The sequence below is a fragment of the Xanthomonas sp. WHRI 8932A genome (assembly GCF_035012785.1).
Lineage (GTDB): Bacteria > Pseudomonadota > Gammaproteobacteria > Xanthomonadales > Xanthomonadaceae > Xanthomonas.
This window is the reverse complement of record NZ_JAYGQQ010000002.1, coordinates 68,566-86,749: the sequence shown is the minus strand read 5'-3', so window position 1 is coordinate 86,749 and position 18,184 is coordinate 68,566. Positions and strand designations below refer to the sequence as shown.

9 protein-coding genes and 2 other RNA genes are annotated in these 18,184 nt (G+C 66.3%); 5 read left to right on the top strand and 6 right to left on the bottom strand.

Going from position 1 to position 18,184, the window contains the following annotated elements; all coding sequences use genetic code 11:
- Positions 1-15: 15 nt before the first annotated feature.
- Genes treY through glgA form a run of 5 tightly spaced genes read right to left on the bottom strand, consistent with a single transcriptional unit; the run spans position 16 to position 10,118 of the window.
- Positions 16-2,619 (bottom strand): malto-oligosyltrehalose synthase, encoded by a 2,604-nt coding sequence (treY, locus tag VC212_RS03135; protein WP_323514513.1) that lies wholly within the window; start codon positions 2,617-2,619, stop codon positions 16-18.
- On the bottom strand, positions 2,616-4,547 hold the full coding sequence (locus tag VC212_RS03130) for a 4-alpha-glucanotransferase (protein WP_323514514.1): 1,932 nt from the start codon (positions 4,545-4,547) through the stop codon (positions 2,616-2,618). The genes treY and VC212_RS03130 overlap by 4 nt, the downstream gene beginning before the upstream one ends.
- Positions 4,544-6,301: a malto-oligosyltrehalose trehalohydrolase gene (gene treZ, locus VC212_RS03125; RefSeq protein WP_323514515.1), complete on the bottom strand. Its 1,758-nt coding sequence runs from the start codon at positions 6,299-6,301 to the stop codon at positions 4,544-4,546. The genes VC212_RS03130 and treZ overlap by 4 nt, the downstream gene beginning before the upstream one ends.
- Positions 6,302-6,303: 2 nt before the next feature.
- Positions 6,304-8,538 carry a 1,4-alpha-glucan branching enzyme gene (locus VC212_RS03120; protein ID WP_323514516.1) on the bottom strand — a complete coding sequence of 745 codons (2,235 nt, stop codon included), beginning with the start codon at positions 8,536-8,538 and terminating at the stop codon, positions 6,304-6,306.
- Complete coding sequence (gene glgA / locus VC212_RS03115) at positions 8,535-10,118, bottom strand: glycogen synthase GlgA (RefSeq protein ID WP_115512780.1); 1,584 nt, start codon at positions 10,116-10,118, stop codon at positions 8,535-8,537. Before glgA ends, VC212_RS03120 begins: the two co-directional genes overlap by 4 nt.
- 485 nt (positions 10,119-10,603) lie before the next feature.
- On the opposite strand from glgA, the gene VC212_RS03110 reads away from it, so the two are divergent.
- Positions 10,604-12,232 carry a diguanylate cyclase gene (locus VC212_RS03110; protein ID WP_323514518.1) on the top strand — a complete coding sequence of 543 codons (1,629 nt, stop codon included), beginning with the start codon at positions 10,604-10,606 and terminating at the stop codon, positions 12,230-12,232.
- A 59-nt stretch (positions 12,233-12,291) separates the two neighbouring features.
- A non-coding RNA gene (locus VC212_RS03105) (sX9 sRNA) lies at positions 12,292-12,367 on the top strand.
- Between the two features lie 14 nt (positions 12,368-12,381).
- Here VC212_RS03105 and VC212_RS03100 read toward each other — a convergent pair.
- Positions 12,382-13,323 carry a DUF808 domain-containing protein gene (locus tag VC212_RS03100; RefSeq protein WP_115552734.1) on the bottom strand — a complete coding sequence of 314 codons (942 nt, stop codon included), beginning with the start codon at positions 13,321-13,323 and terminating at the stop codon, positions 12,382-12,384.
- A 255-nt stretch (positions 13,324-13,578) separates the two neighbouring features.
- Here VC212_RS03100 and VC212_RS03095 point away from each other — a divergent pair, with 255 nt between their 5' ends.
- The 3 genes from VC212_RS03095 (at position 13,579) to VC212_RS03085 (ending at position 18,149) form a co-directional block, all read left to right on the top strand.
- On the top strand, positions 13,579-15,303 hold the full coding sequence (locus VC212_RS03095) for an AarF/UbiB family protein (protein ID WP_055853336.1): 1,725 nt from the start codon (positions 13,579-13,581) through the stop codon (positions 15,301-15,303).
- Positions 15,304-15,812: 509 nt separating this feature from the next.
- A non-coding RNA gene (locus tag VC212_RS03090) (sX9 sRNA) lies at positions 15,813-15,888 on the top strand.
- Between the two features lie 152 nt (positions 15,889-16,040).
- On the top strand, positions 16,041-18,149 hold the full coding sequence (locus VC212_RS03085; RefSeq protein WP_323514519.1) for a phosphoglycerol transferase I: 2,109 nt from the start codon (positions 16,041-16,043) through the stop codon (positions 18,147-18,149).
- Positions 18,150-18,184: the final 35 nt, after the last annotated feature.

Below are 18,184 nucleotides of genomic sequence, written 5' to 3'. Positions count from 1 at the left end.
TTCCCTCAAGGTCGATTACGGGGTCAACAACACTGCCACCGGCGCACGTGCAAACACCGTGGATAGCGCCACGCGGCCGCGCTGCGGCTGCAGCGTGCTGCCGTCGAGCACATTACGGTATGTGGCTTCCGGCAATGCCAACGACGCCTGACCCCAATTGGCCGGCGGCACCAGCAACGGCAGATCGCCTTCGCTGTGCGCACCGGCACCCAGCCGGGTGACCGCAACCACCAACGACTGGCCGCGGTACTGACGACGGAACGCCAGCACCTGCGCAGCGCCGCTGGCCGCGACGTTCAATGGCTGGTAGTCGCCCTTCGCAAACAGCGCCGGATGTTCGCTGCGCAGCTGCAGCAGCACAGCGGTGAGACGCGCCTTGACTGCGCCATCGCGCCAGCCGCGCAGCAGCGTATTGAAATCGCGCGCCTGCTGCAGCCACTGCTGCCGCTGCGTGTAATCCACCGGGCGGCGGTTGTCCGGGTCCACCAGCGAAAGATCCCAGCCTTCGGTGCCCTGATACAGGTCGGGCACACCGGGCACGGTCAGGCGTAAGGTGGTTTGCACCAGCGAATTACGCGCACCGGCCGCGGCGATGTGGTTGCTGGCACGTAGCAGCGCGCGGCGTAGCGGCAGCCCGGCACGGCTGCTCAGCACCTGCTCCACGGTGGCCTGCACGGCCTGTTCGTACTCGGCCGAGCCATCGGTCCAGCTGGTATGCAGCTTGGCTTCGCGCACCGCCTTGAGCAGCCACTGCGCCACGCGCTCGGCATAGGCAGCGAGCGGCTCGGTTTGATCGGCGCCCAGCCCGATGGGCCAGGCCGCCACCAGCGTCTGCCACAGCATTTGCTGGTCGCCACCGGCCAGCGCCGGCGATTCCAGCGTCTGGGCCAGGGCATCGAATTGGGCGCTCTGCTCGACCCACCACTTCGGCTGCTCGGATAGCACCGCCAGCCGCATGCGCAGGTCTTCGCCGCGCTTGTGATCGTGGGTGGCAGTGGCCAACAGCGCGCGCGGATAGTGCTTGGCGCGCTGCTGATTCTGCGCGTGGAACTCGGCGGCCTCGTTGGCGAAGTGGGTCGGATGGCTGCCGACCTCGTTGCGCGACAACAGCACGCCGTGCCGGTAGAACGCGGTGTCTTCCACCGACTTGGCATTGAGCGGTGCGGACAGCTGCTCCACGCGGCGGCGCAGGATGCGCCGCAAGGCGATCTGCGCGCGGTCGGCACCGGCATCGTCCAGCAACCAACGCTCGATGGCGTCGACCGCTGCAACGATCGACTCCGGCATGCCGTCGCGGGCACGCGCGGCGGTGCTGCGCAGCCGCTCTGCCTCACTGCCGGTAACGCCCTTGGCACCAGCATAGGTGCGATACACCGGGAACCAGCGCAGCAGCACACATAGACCGCGTGCCAGCATCTGCGGGCTGAACTCGCGCGTTGGCGGGTCCAGGCGTGCCAGCGCCGACAACGCACCCACGGCGCGATTGAATTCGGTCTGCAGCGGGCCACGCAGGATTTCATCGCGGGCCGCGCGTTCTTCCTGCGCGAAGTCGCCACTGCGTCCGCTCACGCGTTGCCAGGCACGCGCCAACGGCTTGAAGCCGGCCGCGTCGTGCAACACGCCGCCGACCTGGTCCATGAAGTCGTAACCGGTGGTGCCATCGCAGGGCCAGTCGGCCGGCAGATGCTCGCCGGGGGCGAGGATCTTTTCCAGATACAGGCCCAGCGTGCCGGGCTTGAGCCCGCGCGTGCGCCCGGCCGCATCCAGCCGGCTGCGCAGCTTGCGCACGTAACCGGTGGGGTCGGTGAGGCCGTCCACATGGTCGATGCGCAGGCCGTCCAGGTGCCCTTCGGCCACCAGCCGCAGCGGCAGCGCATGCACCGCATCGAACACCGCCGGCAGCTCGACCCGCAACGCCACCAGCGAGGTGATGTCGAAGAAACGGCGATAGTTGAGCATGTCGTTGCCCACCCGCCACCAGTTCAATCGATACGGCTGGCGTTCGATCACCTTGTGCAGGCGGCCATCGCCACGCTTGGCACCGTCGTTGTAGTCGCGCAGCCACTGCGCTCGTGCGGATGGTTCCGGAATGTCCAGCGTCTGCGGACGAATTGGATAACGCTGGTCGTAATGCGCCAGTGCGGCACTGCCGTCGTCCTGGATCACCAGCGTGATCAAGCCGTCGGCCAGCGCGGTGGCGTACGGGCGGTCCAGCACTGCCAGCCACAGCTTTCCATCGCGGCCCGGCGCGCGCCAATCGATATCGAACCAGTCGGCATGCTTGGCGCTGCGGCCGTTGCGCAACACATCCCACCACCAGGCGTTCTGCGCGTGGGTGGCCATGTGGTTGGGCACGATGTCGGCGATCAGACCCATGCCGTGTTCGCGCGCGGCCTGCGACAACGCGATCAACGCCGCTTCGCCACCGAGTTCCGGGTTGACCACGGACGGGTCGATATTGTCGTAGCCGTGCGTGGAGCCCGGCACCGCAGTGCCGATCGGCGACAGATACAGATGGCTGATGCCAAGGCCGGCGTAGTACGGCACCTGCGCAAGCGCATCGTGCAGGGTGAAGCCGGCATGCAGCTGCAGGCGGGCGGTGGCGCGAAGATCGATCATGACTGTGGTTCCGAAACGGCCGCGACGCGACGCGCCTCGGCAAAGCCCTGCAGCGCCGTGGTCAGGCGCGCATGCGGCAAGGGATCGGGCAGGCGTCGACGCCAGTTGGGATGGACTTCGACGGTGCCCGGCAGATTGGGTTGCTCGTCCAGCGCCAGTGCGTCTTCGGCCGGCAGCAAGGCCAGCGGCGACACGCTGCTGGCGGTAAACCGCAGCGCGCCCAGCAGCGCATCGTCGCTGGACAGGCCGACGTGCTCCACCGCCGCATCCAGCCGCGCGACATCCTTGGTGCGGTGGTTTGCGTCGTCGCTGGCTTGCTCAGGCTTGATCAGCGCAAGCTTGCGACGCCAGTCGATATCGCGGCCAGCGCGCCAGCCGGTAAGCGTGGGCAGATCATGGGTGGTGGTGGTGGCCACCGCATCCGGGCGCCACAAACCGGGCGCGATGAATGCACCATCTTCGTCGCGGGTGAACATCAGCACATCGATGCCCATCACGCCGCGGCGCGAGAGTTCTTCGCGGATGCCCGGCGGCACCACGCCCAGATCTTCGCCGATCACAATGGCGCGGTGACGCCACGATTCCAGCGCCAGCAGATTGAGCAGATCGTGCAGCGGGTATGCCAGATAGGCGCCTTCGTTGGAGCCGGCACCCTCGGGCACCACCCACAACCGCAGCAGGCCAAGAATGTGATCGATGCGGATCCCGCCGCGATCGCGCAGCACCGCGCGTAGCAGCGCGATGTAAGGCGCAAACCCGCTGCGGCGCAAGGCGGTGGGCGAATACGCACCGATGCCCCAATGCTGGCCATCGGCATTGAAGGCATCCGGCGGCGCGCCCAGCACCAGGCCACGCAATACCGTCTCGGCGGCGGCAGCGGCTTCGGCACCGTTGGGGTCGAAGCCCACCGCCAGATCGGCGATCAGGCCGATCTTCATGCCGCGCTCGTGCGCTTCGCGCTGCGCATCGGACCAACTGCGCGCTGCCAGCCATTGGGTGAACACATGCAGCTGCGGATCGTTGTCGCCAAAATCCTGCGCGGCGAAGCGTGCAAACCCGTCCAGCGCTGCACCGCCTGCAGTGCGGAAGGCGAGCAGATCGGCATGATCCGGCGCCACGCGCGCATGCAGATGGCGCAACAGCTCCCACTTGGCCTGCGCCGAGGCAGGCCAGTCGATCAATGCATTGGTGTGCAGCGTGTCGAAGCGCTGGCGCAGGCCTGCGATCTCGTCGATCGCCTCCAGCGCCAGTTCGCCCAACACGCGGACCGGTGCGGCATGCAAGGGATCGAAAAAGCGTCGGTCACTGGGCGAATACGGGCTGTAACCACCGGTGATCGGGCGCGAGGCGTGCACCGGGCTCAGTGCCAGCGCATCGGCGCCGGCCAGCGCCGCGTGCCGCAGCCAATCGACAGCGCCGGCAGCATCGCCGATGCCACCATCATCGAGGCTGCAGGCCGAATACACCTGCAGCGCCATGCCCCAGGCACGCGGCGACGACTGGCCGCAGGCATCGGCCACGCTGAAACAGCGTTGCGGCGCGACTGCCACCTGCTGGGTCAGCGCACCGATCTGTAGCGTCCAATAACCAAAACGCTGCGGTGCAAGCAATTGCCCCTGGGCATCCGCACGCGCTTCTTCGCTGGAGCCGCTGTCATCGGTCCAACGGCCACTCGCATTGGCGGCAACGCGCAACGGCAACGGCGCGCCCACCTGCACGGTGAGCAGCACTGCCGGCTCATCTGCCTGCGCCTTGCAGCGTCGCAGGCTGTCTTCGCGTTGTGCGGCAGTGGCCGATGGCAATTCAAGAGCGGTCAGTACCGCCTGCACCGACTGTTCGGAGACCTGTCGCGGTTGGTCGCTGGCGTCCACCCACTCCACCATCACCCCGGCCGCGGCGGCCAGGGTGTGCAAGGTGTTCGTGCTCATGTGCGGTCCTCATGCCAGGCAATGAAACTGTCGACCGGCAACTGCTGCGCGGAGATATCCACGTTTTCGGCAAACGCCACGCGCCCGCGCAGTGGTGGCAACGGCACGGCCGCGCTGCCGACGTTGAAAGCGATATGCCACAGCCCGTCCGGCAGCTCCCAGGTGGCGGTGAGCGCGCCATCGGCCAGCACGGTGGCACGCACCGCGCGCGCGTCGGCAAGGCCTGGCACCAACCACTGCCGACGCACGGCGAGCAGCGCAGTGAACCACGCTGCCCACTGCGCGCCGTCGCCGTGCGCTGCATCGCCGATCGGCGATCGCGAGGCGGCGAAGGTGGCATGGCTGTTGGGGTCGGGAATGGTGGCGCGCTGTGCCTCGTCAGCGAACGCGGCAAAGTGCGCGAACTCGCGACGCCGCCCTTCGCGCACCGCCTCATCCAGCGGCGGACCGAAGTCGGTGAAGAACAGGAACGGCTGCGTCGCGCCCCAGGGCTCGCCCATAAAAAACAGCGGAATCATCGGCGTCAATGCGGTCAACGCCAACGCTGCGCGCAGGCGCGGCTGCGCGACCAGCACGGTCAGCCGCTCGCCACGCGCACGGTTGCCGATCTGGTCGTGATTCTGCGCAAACACCACAAACTTGTACGGCGGCAGCGCACCACTGGGCTCGCCACGCACGTGGCCACGCGGGTCCGGCTCGCCCTGATAGGCAAAGCCTTCGCTGAGCACGCGCGCCAGATGCTCGGTGGGCTTGTCGGCGAAGGCGGCGTAATAGCCTTCTTCCTCCCCGGTCAGCAACACATGCAAGGCGTTGTGGAAATCGTCGTCCCACTGCGCGGTGTAGCCGCGTTGCAATTGCGAGGCCTGGTTGGCCTCGTTTTCCAGCACCAGATGCACGTGGCGGCCAGACGGCAGGCTGCTCTCCACGGTCTCGCGCAAGGTGTCCAGAAATGCATTGGGCGTGATCGCGTGCACCGCATCCAGACGCAAGCCGTCGAAGCGGTATTCGTGCAACCACATCAATGCGTTATCGAGAAAATAGCGCTGCACCGGCGACTTGTGGAAGTCGATCGCCGCGCCCCACGGGGTGGGCTTGTCTGCATTGAAAAACGCGCCGGCGTAGCTGTGCAGGTAATTGCCGTCCGGGCCGAAGTGGTTGTAGACCACGTCCAGCAACACCATCAGGCCGTGGCCATGCGCAGCATCAATCAACGCCTTGAGTGCGTCGGGCGTGCCATAGGCGTCGGCCGGCGCATACGGCAGCACGCCGTCGTAGCCCCAGTTGTGCGCACCGGGGAAGGCGCTCAACGGCATCAGCTCGATGGCGGTGATGCCCATCGCGGCCAGCTGCGGCAACTGCGCCTGCACGCCGGCATAGCCGCCGCAGGTGCCCACGTGCAGCTCATAGATCACCGCCTCGTCCCACGGACGGCCCTGCCACTGCGTGTTGCTCCAGCGGTAGCCGTCGGTGGGCTGCACGGCGCTGGGGCCGTGCACGCCATCGGGCTGCCAGCGCGAGGCCGGGTCCGGCACCGGCTCGCCGCCATCGACGCTGTAGCGATAGCGCGCGGTTGCCGCGCAGGCCAGGGTGGCGGTGAAGAACCCGTCCTGCCCGGCCTGCAGCGCGCTGCGCGTGCCGTCGTCGAAGACCACTTCCACGCGCGTTGCGTCGGGTGCCCAGAGCGCGAAGCGCACCTGTCCCTCACCCGCTGGCCATGCGCCCCAGGCCGGGATGATGTCGTTGCGCTGGTTCATTGTTATTTCTCCGCTTGCAGGTAGATCGTGGCCAGCGGCGGCAGAGTCAGGCGCAGACGTTGCGTATGCCCATGCATGCCCATCGGCTCGGTCGCAAGACGACCGCTGTTGCCGAGGTTGCTGCCGCCGTAACGGGCACTGTCGGTATTGAGGATTTCGCGCCAGATGCCGGCGCGCGGCACTCCCACACGGTAGTCGTGCTGCGGTTGCGGGGTGAGGTTGCTCACCGCCAGCAACGGCGGCGCACCGCCTTCGGGATCGTGACGAATGAAGGCCAGTACGCTATTACGTGCGTCGTCGGCCACGCTCCAGTCGAAGCCGTCGGCGCGATGCGTGCTGCGATACAGTGCCGGCACGCGGCGCAAGGTGGCATTGAGATCGCCCACCAGTTGCTGCACGCCGCGATGCGGCGCGCCGTCGAGCAGATGCCAGTCCAGCGACTGGTCGTGATTCCAATCGCTCCACTGGCCGAATTCGGCGCCCATGAACACGAGTTTGTCGCCCGGATGCGCCCACATCAGCGCCAGATACGCACGCAGGTTGGCGAAGCGGCGCCAGTCGTCGCCCGGCATCTGCCCAAGCAGGCCGCCGGTGCGATGCACCACTTCGTCGTGCGACAGCGGCAACACGAAGCGTTCGGAGAACGCGTACACCAGGCCGAAGGTGAGCTGGCTGTGGTGTTGCGCACGCTCGGCAGGATCGCGCTGCATATAGCTCAGCGTGTCGTGCATCCAACCCATGTTCCACTTGTGCGTAAAGCCCAACCCGCCGTCGCTGATCGGCGCGGTCACGCCGGGCCAGGCGGTAGATTCTTCGGCGATGGTCAGCACGCCCGGATGGCGCGCGGCAATCTCGCGGTTGAGCTGGCGCAAGAACGCCACCGCCTCCAGATTCTCGCGGCCGCCATGCGCGTTGGGCACCCACTCGCCTTCGGCACGGCCGTAATCGCGGTACAGCATCGAGGCCACCGCATCCACGCGCAGGCCGTCGAGGTGGTAATGGTCGATCCACTCCAGCGCGCTGCCCAACAAGTAGGCGGTCACTTCCGGGCGGCCGTAGTTGTAGATCAGCGTATTCCAGTCGCGATGCATGCCTTCGCGCGGGTCGGCATGCTCGTACAGCGCGGCGCCATCGAACTGCGCCAGGCCGTGCGCATCATCGGGGAAGTGCGCGCTGACCCAATCCAGGATCACGCCGATGCCGGCACGGTGGCAGGCATCGACGAACTGCGCAAAACCATCCGGGCTGCCGTGACGGGCAGTCGGCGCATACAGGCCCAGCGGCTGGTAACCCCACGAGCCACCAAACGGGTGCTCGGTGATCGGCAGCAACTCGAGATGGGTGAAGCCCAGCTCCTGCACATACGGGATCAGTTGCTTGGCCAGACTGGGCCAGTCCAGCGGCTGGTTGTGACCATCGCGGCGCCACGACGCGGCGTGCACCTCATAGATGGACATCGGCGCCGGCAATGCCTGCACCGCACGCTTGTCCATCCACTCGGCATCGGTCCACGCAAACGCGGCGCCACTTGGCACCACCGAGGCGGTGGCCGGCGGCAGCTCGCTCTGGCGCGCGACCGGGTCGGCCTTGAGCAGCACACGACCGTCCGCGGCGGTGATCGCGTATTTGTAGCGGGCGCCGGCTTCAACACGCGGCAGAAACAGCTCCCAGAAGCCGCCCAGACGCTGACGCATGGGATGCCGCCGCGCCTCCCAACCATTGAAGTCGCCCACCACCGCCACTCGCTGCGCGTGTGGCGCCCAGACCGCAAAGCGTACGCCCGGCACATCGTCGCAGCGCAGATGCTGTGCGCCCAGCGTGCTGCGCAACGCCTGCCCGTCGCCGGCGGCGATCTGCAGCAGCAGCGACTCGTCCAGGGTGGGGGCAAACGCGTACGGGTCTTCGATCTCCTGCACCACGTCCGGCCAGACGATGCGCAGCCGATACGGGCCATCGATCGCCAGCTCGCCTTCGAACACGCCATCGACCGCGCCGGCCTGCATGCGCGCCAGCAACTTGCCGCGTGGATCGATCAGGCCCATCGCCTCGGCGCCGGGTGCCAGCACCCGAACGCGGCGGCGGCCATCGGCCTGCAGATGCGGGCCCAGCACCGCGAACGCGTCGGTCGGCGCTCCGTCGGCCAGCGCCTGCAAGGCAAGCGCGCTATCAGACACTCCTTCCGTGGTCACAGCCTCGCCTTCCGTTCCCTGCCCTTGCACGCCCAACCGTTCGCTCATGACACCGTCGCAAGCGCAGGTGCGGTTGCGGCGGTGCGTTCGTAAAGGGACAGATACTTCTTGCCGGCCACATCCCAGCCGCTGGGCCGCAGCATGGCCGCGCGGCGCATGGCCGACAGCAGGCTGGGCAGCCGGAAGGTGCGGAACGCGCGTTCCAGGCAACGGCGCAAGGCCTCCACGCTGGCGTGCTGGAACAGGAAACCGGTCACGCCATCGTCCACGGTATCGATCAGCCCACCGGTAGCGTGTGCGATCGGCAGGCAGCCGAAGCGCTGCGCGTACATCTGGCTCAGGCCGCAAGGCTCGAAGCGCGACGGCATCAGCAGGAAGTCCGCACCGGCGAACATGCGCCGCGCCAGGCCTTCCTCGAAGCCGATGAAGGCGCCGACCTGGCCGGGATACCGGCGGGTCAGCTCGGCCACCTGTTGTTCGATCTCCGGCTCGCCACCGCCGATCACGGCGATCTGGCCACCGGCCGCCACGATCTGCGGGGCAACCTCGCAGATCAGGTCCAGGCCCTTCTGATGCACCAGCCGCGACACCACCGCGAACAACGGCCCGGTGCTGTCGCGCAGCCCGAAAGCCTTGCGCACCTGGGCGGCGTTGGCCTGCCGGCCCTGCCACTGATTCACGCTGAAGTGCGAATCCAGGTGGACGTCGGTGCGCGGGTCCCAGCTGGCGTCGATGCCGTTGACGATGCCGGTCAGCGCGCCCTTGGCGGCGCGGCCGGCCAGCAGCCGATCCAGCCCACAGCCCTGCGCCGGGCCGGTGATCTGCTTGGCATAGCTGATGCTGACGGTGTTGACGTGGTCTGCATTGACGATACCGCCACGCAGGAACGACATCTGCCCGTAGAACTCCAGCTCGGCCACCCGCTCGGCCGGGATGCCCAGTGCCGACGCCATCGAATACGGCACCAGGCCCTGATAGGCCAGGTTATGGATGGTCAACAGGCACGGGGTGGTGCCGCCGGACCAACGCACGTAGCCGGCCGCCAGCGCGCACGGCCAGTCGTTGAGATGCAGCAGGCGCGGCTTCCAGCCCAGGCCGGCATGACCGGCGGCAATCTGCGCGGCGGCATGCGACAAGGTGGCGAAGCGGATCGCGTTGTCTTCGAACTCCGAACCGCTGGTGCTCACATACGGCGAGCCATCGCGTTCGAACAGTTCCTTGGACAACAGGATGTAGATCGGCAAGCCATCGGACTGCACGATGCGGCCGATGTCGCAGGCCGGCAGCGCGGCATGCGCCAACACGCGGCCCACGATCTCCACCTTGCCGGCGCGCTCAAGCACCGCGCGGTAGCCGGGGATCAACACACGCACGTCGTAGCGATGGCGCAGCGCGCGCGGCAGTGCTGCCGCGACATCGCCCAGACCGCCAGCCTTGATGAAGTCGGCCATCTCCGACACCACGAACAACGCACCGCGCGTATCGGCCAGCGACACCGGCAATCGCTCGTGATGGCGAATGAAACGCCCGCGTGCATCACGCGGCCGCCCGCTCTTCTTCAGCGTGGGGATCATCGTGCTGCGCTCTAAGCGTGCAGTGCTGGCGTGAAGCGGCATCGTGGCAACCATCTAAACGTCCGTCGTAAAGTGGGTGGAGACGGAAAACGGCGAAGCGAAAACCATCGTCTGCCGATGTGGCCAGACGACATGCTACGAATGAGGAGCAGGGACCACGCGCGTACTCCACGTTGTCCTTGGTGATGAATCTACACCCCGTACAAATAAAATATGCGTGAACATGTGCTGACTTTTCTGCGACAGCCCACATTCCTTTACGCACAGTTGCGCAGGTCTGCGGGCATAAGCGATGCATTGCAGTGCGATGACATCCCCGCATCGGTGCATAGGCACTGAGATGCACCGAATGCGGGAGAGTGCGGCTGCGCTCGTCGTCATCTGTGTAACTTGTTCATGCCCATGTTCGCGTCATGCATCGCATCGCGGCGTCGCGATTGGATGCATGTTGCGGACTGCGCCGTACGGTCCGGTCTGCTCAAGCGACTCGCATACGCGCCGATAACCAGCGATAGCACGTCGACCTTTCGAGACCTGGCATGACCGACCAGCCTGACCTTCCAAGCCGCCCGCGTGGCGGGCTGCGCCGTCTGTTGCCCTGGGGCGGCACGGACACCGCGCGCCCGGTCGCTGCGCTGCCGAGCGTGCGCGGCAGAGCGCATGCCGCGTCGGGGCTGGCGGCACATCAGCTGGTTCCCGCCAAGACCAAGTCCGGCGCGCACGATCCGGCGGCCGCCACGGCGATGCTCGTTCGTCTGTTCTCGCATGCCGCGCATCCCGAGGCGCTGTTGCTGGCGTTCGCAGAAGGCATCGCCAGCCTGCATGGTGAGCTCGGCGACATGGGCGTGCGCCTGAGTGCGGCCTATGCGGCCGGCGACTGGCCAGGCTACGGCCGCACGCTGCGCCAGCTAATCGACAAATACATCCGCACCATCGATATCGGCGACTCCATCGCCGAAGGCCGCACCGAAGCCGAACAGCTGCGCGACCTGCTGCGGCATGCGCTGGGCAACGCCCTGGCCACGCTGTTGCAACGCAGCCCCGAGCTGGCCGAAGAAGCCCAGACCCTGGCATCGGCCCTGCGCCACTGGCGCCCGGGACATGAGCTGATCACGCTGGAGCAGCGGCTGCGCGAATTGAGCCATCAGATCGGCCTGCGCGCCGAGGATGCCAGCGAACAACAGAACCTGCTGCTCGGCTTGTTCGACCTATTGCTGGAAAACGTCGGCGAACTCCTCGACGATCGCAGCTGGTTGCAGGGCCAGATCTCGGTGGTGCGGCAGCTGCTGGCCGGCCCGCTGGACGTGGAATCGATCGAACAGGCGCGCGGCACCCTGCGCGAGGTGATCTACAAGCAGGGCCTGCTCAAGCAGGGCATTGCCGATTCCAAGAGCGCCATGCGCGAAATGATGGTGTCCTTTGTCGACCGGCTCGACGGCATGGCCACCAGCACCGGCGAGTATCACGACCGCGTTGCCGGCTATTCGCAGGCGATCGGCGACGCTCGCAGCATTCCCGACCTCAACCGCCTGCTGCAGGACGTGCTGCAGGACACCGCCGGGGTCCAGGCCCAGGCGCTGGCCGCGCGCGACGAACTGCTGTCCGCACGCCGCCAGGTCGAAGACGCCGAACAACGCATCGCCTCGCTCGAACAGGAACTCAACGCAGTCGCCGGACTGGTGCGCGAAGACCAGCTGACCGGCGCGCTCAACCGGCGCGGATTCGAAGAACTGTTCCAGCGCGAAGCGGTGCGCACCCAACGCAGCGGCCAGCCGCTGTGCGTGGCGATGCTGGACCTGGATGACTTCCGCCGCCTCAACGAAGCCCACGGCCACGCCGGCGGCGACGCCGCGCTACGCCACACCGTGGATGTGGCCAAGGCGGTATTGCGTACCACCGATGCCATTGCCCGCTTCGGCGGCGAAGAATTCGTGCTGCTGCTGCCGGACTCGACCATCTTCGAGGCCAGCGCGGCGGTCATCCGCCTGCAACGTGCCATGGCGCAGCGCTCCTTGCTGCACGAAGACGTGCGGATCTTCATCAGCTTCAGCGCAGGCGTGGCGCTGCGCCATACCGACGAAACCCAGGACGAGCTGGTGCGCCGCGCCGACCGCGCCATGTACGACGCCAAGGCCGCGGGCAAGAACCGGGTGATCAGCGCAGATTAGGGCGGCTGACAAAACGACTTGCTCACCGCCAGGCGGACGCGGCGAGTGCTCGGTGCGGCATGGTCCACTCGTCCGCTCCGTGTTCCTCCGCGCCGTCCGCACTCACCTACGAGCGCTCACTACGTTCTGGTAGCCGCTCTAGGACAAGATCAGTGCGCGGCCTTATTCCCGCGCAGCTTCTGGAACAACATCACGGCTCCCAGCACCACCGCACCGGCGACCACGCCGACCACCATGTTGCCCAGCGCTTCGACCAGCCAGCCCAGGCCGCCGGCCGACTTGGCCAGATCCATGACGAGGTGGTGCAGCGCGGGGATGTTGTGAACCAGGATGCCGCCGCCGACCAGGAACATCGCCAGCGTGCCGGCTACCGACAGGAACTTCATCAACCATGGCGCGGCCACCAGAATGCCGCGGCCGAGCGCCGCTAGCGACGCGCCCTTCTGGGTCAGGTACAGGCCCAGATCGTCCAGCTTCACGATCGCCGCGACCAGGCCGTACACGCCAATGGTCATCGCCAGCGCGATCGCCACCAGCACCGCCACCTGCTGGCCGAACGACACACCGGCCACCACGCCCAGCGACAGCACGATGATCTCGGCCGACAGGATGAAGTCGGTGCGGATCGCGCCCTTGACCTTGTCCTTCTCCAGCGCCACCACATCGACCTGCTCGTCGGCCAGCGCGCGGGTGCGCTCGGCATGCCGCTGCGCTTCTTCGTCCGCGTCGTGCAGGAACTTGTGCGCCAGCTTCTCCACGCCTTCGAAGCACAAGTAGGCGCCGCCGATCATCATCAGCGGCATCACCAACGGCACGTTGTAGCCGCGTCCGCGCAGCCAGGCTTCCAGCGCGCTGATCGCCAACGCCGCCGGCACCAGGATCACCTTGTTGACCAGCGACCCCTTGGCGACTGCCCAGACCACCGGCAACTCGCGGTCGGCGCTGACGCCGGTGACCTGCTGCGCGTTGAGTGCCAGATCGTCGCCCAGCACGCCGGCGGTTTTCTTGGCCGCAACCTTGGTCAGGATGGAAACGTCGTCCAGCAGGGTGGCGATGTCGTCGAGCAGGGTAAACAGGCTGGCACCGGCCATGCGGAGGTCCTTCGAGGGTGGTCGTGCGTGAGTAGGCGTGAATTCTCGCCGATCCTGCGCCCGCATGGGGTGATGGCAGGCCATTGTGCGGTCGTTGCGTGCCGTTGCCGGGCGGTTGCCGGCACTGCCAAACCCAGGCCAGACATGTGCCAGCGCAGGCATCGGCAGCGCTCGCAACGCTGTCACGGCGCACCCGGATTCACCGGCTGACGACCCCGCGCTGGCCACACTCGCTGCTCGCATGACGCCCCGGAGATGGCCTTGAGTCCGAATGACCCGCACCGCACACCGGCTCCGGCAACGCACCCGGCCGATCAGGCCGTGGTGGGCGGCATGAGCCGGCGTACGCAGATCCTGCGCTTGTTGCTGCGGTACCGCGGGTCGGGTGTGTTTGCCGGCATGAATCTGGATCCGGCCGCCATCAACGAGTACGAGGTGCCGGCCGAAGGCACGCCCGACCAGTTCGTCTCCGACCTGGAATCGCTAGGCCCCACCTTCGTCAAACTCGGTCAGATGTTGTCCACGCGCCCGGACATCGTGCCGCCAGAGTTCGCCACCGCGCTGGAGCGCATGCAGGAAAACACCAGCTCGGTGCCGGTGGAGCGCATCCGCCAGATCATCGAAGAAGAACTCGGCGTGTCGGTCAACAAAGCGTTCTCGTTCTTCGACCCAGTGCCGCTGGGCTGCGCATCGCTGGCGCAGGTGCATCGGGCTGCGTTGCGCGATGGCACACCGGTGGCGATCAAGGTGCAAAAGCCCGAAGTCGCCGCGCAAGTGCGCTCGGACCTGGATGTCCTCAAAAGTTTTGCCACCGCCGCCGACCGGCTCACCGGCATCGGCCGCCGCGTGCGCTTTGCCGACTGGCTGGGCGAATTCGGCAAGACCCTGCGCGCCGAGCTCAATTACGAAGACGAAGCCGAAACCCTGGTGCGCTTCGGCAAACATCTCAAGCCGTTTCCGTTGTTGTGGATACCGCAACCGATCTGGGACCTGAGCAGCCGCAAGGTGCTGACCATGCAGCTGGCCGAAGGCGTGCGCGTGGACAAGATCTCCGGCCTGCGTCGCACCGAACAGCCGATGGATAATTTGGCGGCGGAGCTGGTCAAGGGCTATCTGGATCAGATGTTCGTGCATGGCGAAATCCATGCCGACCCGCACCCGGGCAACCTGCGTGTGTTGCAGGACGGGCGGCTGGCCATCTTCGACCTGGGCATGGTGGCGCACGTACCGCCGCGTCTGCGCGAACGGCTGCTCAAGCTGCTGTTTGCCGCCGTCGACGGGCGCGGCGAAGAAGTGGCCGAAGAAACCATCGCGCTCAGCACGCGCCTGGAGGATTACGACGAAGACCGCTACCAGCGCGAAACCGGGCAGATGATCGCCCGCTACGCCGCGCACGACACCACCTCCGAAGGCCGCGTGGTACTGGATCTGGTACGTATCGCCACCGCGAACGGCCTGCGCACGCCACCGGAACTGAGCCTGCTCGGCAAGACCCTGTTGAATCTGGAAGGCGTGTGCCGCGCGTTGTCGCCCAACCTGGACACGCGCCGCATCGTCGAACGCCACCTGCAGCACGTGATGCGCGCGCGGCTGAAAAAATCGCTGTCCGCCGCCAACCTAGCCAGCGAAGCGATGGAACTGCAGCATCTGGTGCGCGAAGGACCGCGCCGCATGTCCGAGATCCTGTCGCTGGCCGCGGAAAACCGCCTGCAGATGCGTGTCACCGGGCTGGAAGAATCGCATCTGATGGAAAGCCTGCAGAAGATCGCCAACCGCGTTGCAGCCGGCATCGTCACCGCGGCGCTGATCATGGCCTCGGCGCAGATGATGCGCATCGAAACCGGCCTGAAACTGTGGGGCTATCCGGCCATTGCGATGGTGCTGTTTCTGCTCGGCGTCGTGCTGGGCCTTGGCATCGTGCTCAGCGCACTGCTATTCGACCGCCGCGTCCGCGCACGCGAAGAGCGCGGGCACAGATAGGGGCCGACGAGTCAGCGCGCTCCCATTCGACAAAGCCCCTCTCCCACCGGGAGAGGGGTTGGGGTGAGGGTACGGGGCAATGCCGCTCATCGAGCCCACGCATCAAGCCTCGACGGCGTGACGCAAACCCCGCATCGCCCTCAACGACGCGCTGGCGCAAACAGACGCAAACGCTCCCGCTAACGATATGACCGATTGCATCGATCAGTGAAGGCCGAACCTGGCGCAATCGCCCGATCTCGATCATCCGTCGCCAGTCGCCATTCGCCATTCGCCATTCGCCATTCGTGACCACGCACAACAGATGCGTCACGCACAGCGCATTGCAAAGTTACCTTGCCAGCACCCAGTGCGACTGCCGTGAATCAACACCGCACGCACCGCCCCCACAGCACACCCAAGCAACACTCCATGCGGATGGACACACCCGCATCGAACAACGCATTAAAAGCGGCTAACAAAATCACTGTGCTCACCGCCAGGCGGGCGCAGCCGGCGCTCGGTGGCGCATTTACCACCCTTACACTCCGGCTCATCCGTGCCGTCCACACCCACCTGACGACTGCTCGCTACGTGTTGTTTGCTGCTCTAAACCCACATCCAAACACAACAAACATTTCAGTCAGCTTCAGCGCGGCATAGTCCGTCATCCGGGTGTCACATTGCAGGTGGCGCACAGGACATGGCGAGCAAGGCGTCCGGTACGCGCTCGCATCATTCCCCCACGGACGTTGCGCATGCATTGGATGTTGTTGTTCTCGTTGTTGCTATTGCTGTGGCTGTTGGTCGCCTCGCCGCGTCTGGCCTGGCTCAAGGCCGGCCTGCTGTCGCTGTTGCTGCTGCTGCTCAGCGCCTGGGGCTTGATCGACCGGCTCAGCGGCGACGGCGTCAATGCGGCCACGCTGTATCACCTGCGCGCAGACATGGACGGCGCCGGCGTCAGCGACTTTTCCGGCTACATCGCCGTTTTTATCGGCATGCTGCTGCTGTCATTAAGCCCGCTCATCCTGGTCAAGGTGCGCCGTTTCCGCCGCCCGCGCGGCGGCGGTGTGGTGTTCGGATCGTTCGTGGCGATGTTGTTGGTCAGCATCGTGGTGAGCCCGCTGTATCGCGATGGCAAACGGCTGTACTACCAGTTGCGCCCGGTCGATTACGCCACGGTGGTGCCGGAGTATCAGGTGCCGCAGCAACCGCTGCAAAAGCGCAAGAACATCGTCTGGATCTACGGCGAGAGCCTGGAGCGCACCTACTTCGATGAGTCGGTGTTTCCGGGCCTGATGCCCAACCTGCGCGCGCTGGCCACCGAAGCGGTGGACGTACGCAATCTCAGTTCCACCGAAGGCAGCGGGTGGACCATCGCCGGCATGGTGGCCTCGATGTGCGGCGTGCCGCTGACCACCGCACCGGGCGATGAAAACAGCATGGATCGCATGGGCATGTTCCTGCCGGAAGCGCGCTGCCTGGGCGACTACCTCAAGGATCAGGGCTACCGCAATCACTACGTGGGCGGGGCCGATGCCAGCTTTGCCGGCAAGGGCCGTTTCCTGTCCAGCCATGGCTTCGACGTGGTGGATGACGTGCAGCATTTCCGCGATAAAGGCGTGGCGCCCAAGCATTTTTCCGCATGGGGCGTGCATGACGACGTGTTGCTGGACGATGCCTGGGACAGCTTCCAGACCCTGTCGCGCGCCGGCCAACCGTTCATGCTGACCACGCTGACCATGGACACCCATCACCCGGCCGGCCACCTGCCGCTGGCGTGCAAGGGCCAGCGCTACGACAGCGCGCTGGGCGACATCGGTCTGTTGCATGCGATCAAGTGCAGCGATCGCCTGATCGGCGAGCTGGTGGCGCGCATCCGCAACAGTCGCTACGGCAACAACACCATCATCGTGATCGCGTCCGATCATCTGGCCATGCCAAACGATCTGAGCGATGTGTTGGCCCATCAGAAACGCGAAAACCTGCTGTTGTTTCTCGGCAAGGGCATCGCGCCGCAACAGGTGCTCACGCGCGCAGGCAGCACGCTCGATTCCGGTGCCACGCTACTGCAATTGCTTGAGCCGGGCATGCGCACCCTGGGCTTCGGCCGCTCCCTGCTTGCCAGCGATGCACCGCCCAGCGCCAGCGTCGCCGCCAGTCGCGACAGCGGCAAGGATTACCCGCGCTATCTCGCCTTTGCGCGCACGCTGTGGACCGGGCAAAGCACCCGCATGCTGCGCGTCAACGGCAATGGCGATGTGGTGGTGGGCGTGCAACAGGTGCGTCCGCCGGTGCTGCTCGAATACGACGAGGACACCCATCTGAAAACGGTGTATCTGGAAAACACCTCGCGTCAGTTCGACCGCACCCACAGCAAGGGCACGCTGGCCTACGTGGACCGCTGCACCGCATTCGAGGACGGCTCGGCCGACGGCGACTGGTGCGCGCTGGTCGTCGATCGCCAGCAAAACATGAAGCTCTACCGCGACCCGGACCTGACCCGCGGCATCGCCGTCGATGCGCCCCTGGATGCCACACCGCAAGGCCCGCGCCCGCGCGTGCGTCAGCCGATCATGCTCACCCAATCTGCGCGCAAGACCGCTGCCGGCAGCTACATGCTCGAGCTCTACGCCAAGCGTCGCCCTACCCGCGCGTTCTGGGTGGAAGCGGTGTCGTCCGAGCGCAAGGTGGTGCTGGCCCAGCAATGGGTGGTGCCCGATGCCGCCGGACGCATCCGCATGCCGGTGGGCCTGGAGCATGCGGTGGAGGACTTGGAAATTCGCGCCTGGCTCGACTACACCGAAGATGTCAGCGTCGACGATCTGGCACTGGTCAAGGACACCCCGGTGGCCGACCGTTCGTAAAACAGCATTGCTAACAAACGCATTCGCCTCGCAGG

Excerpts from the sequence above, each read along its gene's own strand:
- VC212_RS03085 (WP_323514519.1), top strand. The coding sequence starts at position 16,041 with ATGCATTGGATGTTGTTGTTCTCGTTGTTGCTATTGCTGTGGCTGTTG.
- VC212_RS03100 (WP_115552734.1), bottom strand. The coding sequence starts at position 13,323 with ATGGCCGGTGCCAGCCTGTTTACCCTGCTCGACGACATCGCCACCCTG.
- treY (WP_323514513.1), bottom strand. The coding sequence starts at position 2,619 with ATGATCGATCTTCGCGCCACCGCCCGCCTGCAGCTGCATGCCGGCTTC.
- VC212_RS03130 (WP_323514514.1), bottom strand. The coding sequence starts at position 4,547 with ATGAGCACGAACACCTTGCACACCCTGGCCGCCGCGGCCGGGGTGATG.
- treZ (WP_323514515.1), bottom strand. The coding sequence starts at position 6,301 with ATGAACCAGCGCAACGACATCATCCCGGCCTGGGGCGCATGGCCAGCG.
- VC212_RS03095 (WP_055853336.1), top strand. The coding sequence starts at position 13,579 with ATGGCCTTGAGTCCGAATGACCCGCACCGCACACCGGCTCCGGCAACG.
- VC212_RS03120 (WP_323514516.1), bottom strand. The coding sequence starts at position 8,538 with ATGAGCGAACGGTTGGGCGTGCAAGGGCAGGGAACGGAAGGCGAGGCT.
- glgA (WP_115512780.1), bottom strand. The coding sequence starts at position 10,118 with ATGGTTGCCACGATGCCGCTTCACGCCAGCACTGCACGCTTAGAGCGC.
- VC212_RS03110 (WP_323514518.1), top strand. The coding sequence starts at position 10,604 with ATGACCGACCAGCCTGACCTTCCAAGCCGCCCGCGTGGCGGGCTGCGC.